We start from the raw sequence: 2,042 nt of genomic DNA on the forward strand, positions 1-2,042 counted from the left end.
TAGCCCCGGCGGTGCGGACGCCCTCCGGGAGCGGCTGCGCGGCACCCGGCTGGCCGAGCCGGCTCGCCGCGGCAAGTTCCTCTGGCTGCCCCTGGCCGAGGGCGACGACGCCGTCGTCGTGCACCTGGGGATGAGCGGGCAGATCCTCGTGGACGAACCGGGGGCCGCCGACCAGCGACACCTGCGCCTGCGCCTGCCCGTCACCGCGGCGGACGGCTCCGCCCGCGAGCTGCGGTTCGTGGACCAGCGGATCTTCGGCGGCTGGTGGCTCGACGCGCTGCGGCCCGACGACGCCGCCGGCGGCGAGCGGATCCCCACCACGGCCGCCCACATCGCCCTGGACCCGCTGCACCCCCTGTTCGACCCCGCGGCCGTGCACGCGCGCCTGGCACGGCGCCGCTCCACCCTCAAGCGCGCGCTGCTGGACCAGTCGCTGGTCTCCGGGATCGGCAACATCTACGCGGACGAGGCCCTCTGGGGCGCCCGCCTGCACCCCGAGCGCCCGACCGAGCGCATGCGCCGGGCGGACACGCTGCGCCTCCTGGCGGCCGTCCAGGACGTGATGCGCCGGGCCCTGGAGGTGGGGGGCACGAGCTTCGACGCGCTCTACGTCAACGTGGACGGGCGATCGGGCTACTTCGCCCGCTCCCTGGCGGCCTACGGGCGCACCGGGCAGCCGTGTCGCCGCTGCGCCGCCGAGGGGATCGACTCCCGCATCGTCCGCGAGCCGTTCATGAACCGGGCGAGCCACCTGTGCCCGCGCTGCCAGCCCAGGCCGCGCCGTCGCCGGGCCGTGGCGGCCGACGCCTGACGAGGCGTCCGTAGACTGGCCTGACCCCCGACCTCGAGCAGGAGACCCGAGTGAGCCATCCCCCGGCCGCGTCCTGGACGCCCGAGCCCCTGCCGCGTCCCGCGTCCCCCCGCGACGACGCCCCGCCGGTCTCGCGGCGCCGCCGGCGCTGGCCGTGGGTCGTCGGCGTGCTCGCCGTCCTGCTCGCGGCGCTGCTCGGTCTGGGCGCCTGGTACGCGGGCTCGCTCGGGCGCACCTTCGACGACCACCGGCAGACGGTGGACGTGGGGGCGCTCGAGCAGGCGGCCGGGGACGGCCCGCTGAACGTGCTCGTCCTGGGCTCCGACTCCCGCGAGGGCGAGGGCGAGCAGGACATGGGCCAGCGTTCGGACACCATGATGCTCGTGCACATCCCCGCGGACCGACGCCAGGTCTACGTCATGTCCGTGCTGCGGGATTCGTGGGTCACCGTGCCCGGCCACGGTGAGGCGAAGATCAACTCGGCCTTCGACACGGGCGGCTACACCCTCGCCGTGGACACGGTGGAGCTGCTGCTGGGAGTGCCGATCCACCACGTCCTCGAGGTCGACTTCCAGGGCTTCCGGGGCGTGACGAATGCGCTGGGCGGCGTCGAGGTCTGCAACCCTCAGGCCTTCTCCTCCGGTCAGGCCGACCCCTCGTACTACCCGCGCGGACACATCCTGCTGCAGGACACCGCCGCCCTGCGCTACGTGCGCGAACGGCACGCCTTCGACGACGGCGACGTCACCCGCGTGAAGAACCAGCAGCGCTACCTGGCCGGGGCGATGGACCGCTTCCTCAGCCCGCAGATCCTGGGCAATCCCGCCCGCACCACCGAGGTCGTCGCCACGTTCTCCGACCACCTCGGTGTGGACGAGGGGCTCACGTCCGGCGTGATCGCCTCGCTCGCGTGGCAGCTGCGCGACGTCCGCGGCGAGGACGTCGAGATGTTCACGGTGCCTCGCAAGGGCTTCGCGGAGGGCCCGAACGGCGACGCCATCGTCGAGCTCGACGAGGACAAGCTGGCGGACCTGCGGTCCGCCCTCGCCGACGACGACGTCCAGCGCTACGTCGACGAGCACGAGCCCACGAAGGGGAAGAAGGCCCAGGCCGCCGGCGGGCCCGCCCCCGTGCTGACCCTGCTGACCGGCACCACGCCCGCACCCGCCCTCGGGGAGGACCCCTGTGACGACTGAGCCGCGCCGCCCCCGCCTCCTGCTCGTCTCCCACT

General features: G+C 74.3%; 2 protein-coding genes. Both read left to right on the forward strand.

What is annotated here, in order from left to right; genetic code table 11:
• On the forward strand, positions 1 to 811 hold an 811-nt coding region (gene mutM / locus D8M29_RS11205), incomplete at its 5' end, for a bifunctional DNA-formamidopyrimidine glycosylase/DNA-(apurinic or apyrimidinic site) lyase (RefSeq protein WP_127445982.1).
• 50 nt (positions 812 to 861) lie between these two features.
• Complete coding sequence (locus D8M29_RS11210; protein ID WP_127445983.1) at positions 862 to 2,007, forward strand: LCP family protein; 1,146 nt, start codon at positions 862 to 864, stop codon at positions 2,005 to 2,007.
• Positions 2,008 to 2,042: the final 35 nt, after the last annotated feature.

It is taken from the genome of Micrococcus sp. HSID17227, from assembly GCF_003989405.1.
In the GTDB taxonomy this organism is placed as follows: Bacteria; Actinomycetota; Actinomycetes; order Actinomycetales; family Micrococcaceae; genus Micrococcus; species Micrococcus luteus.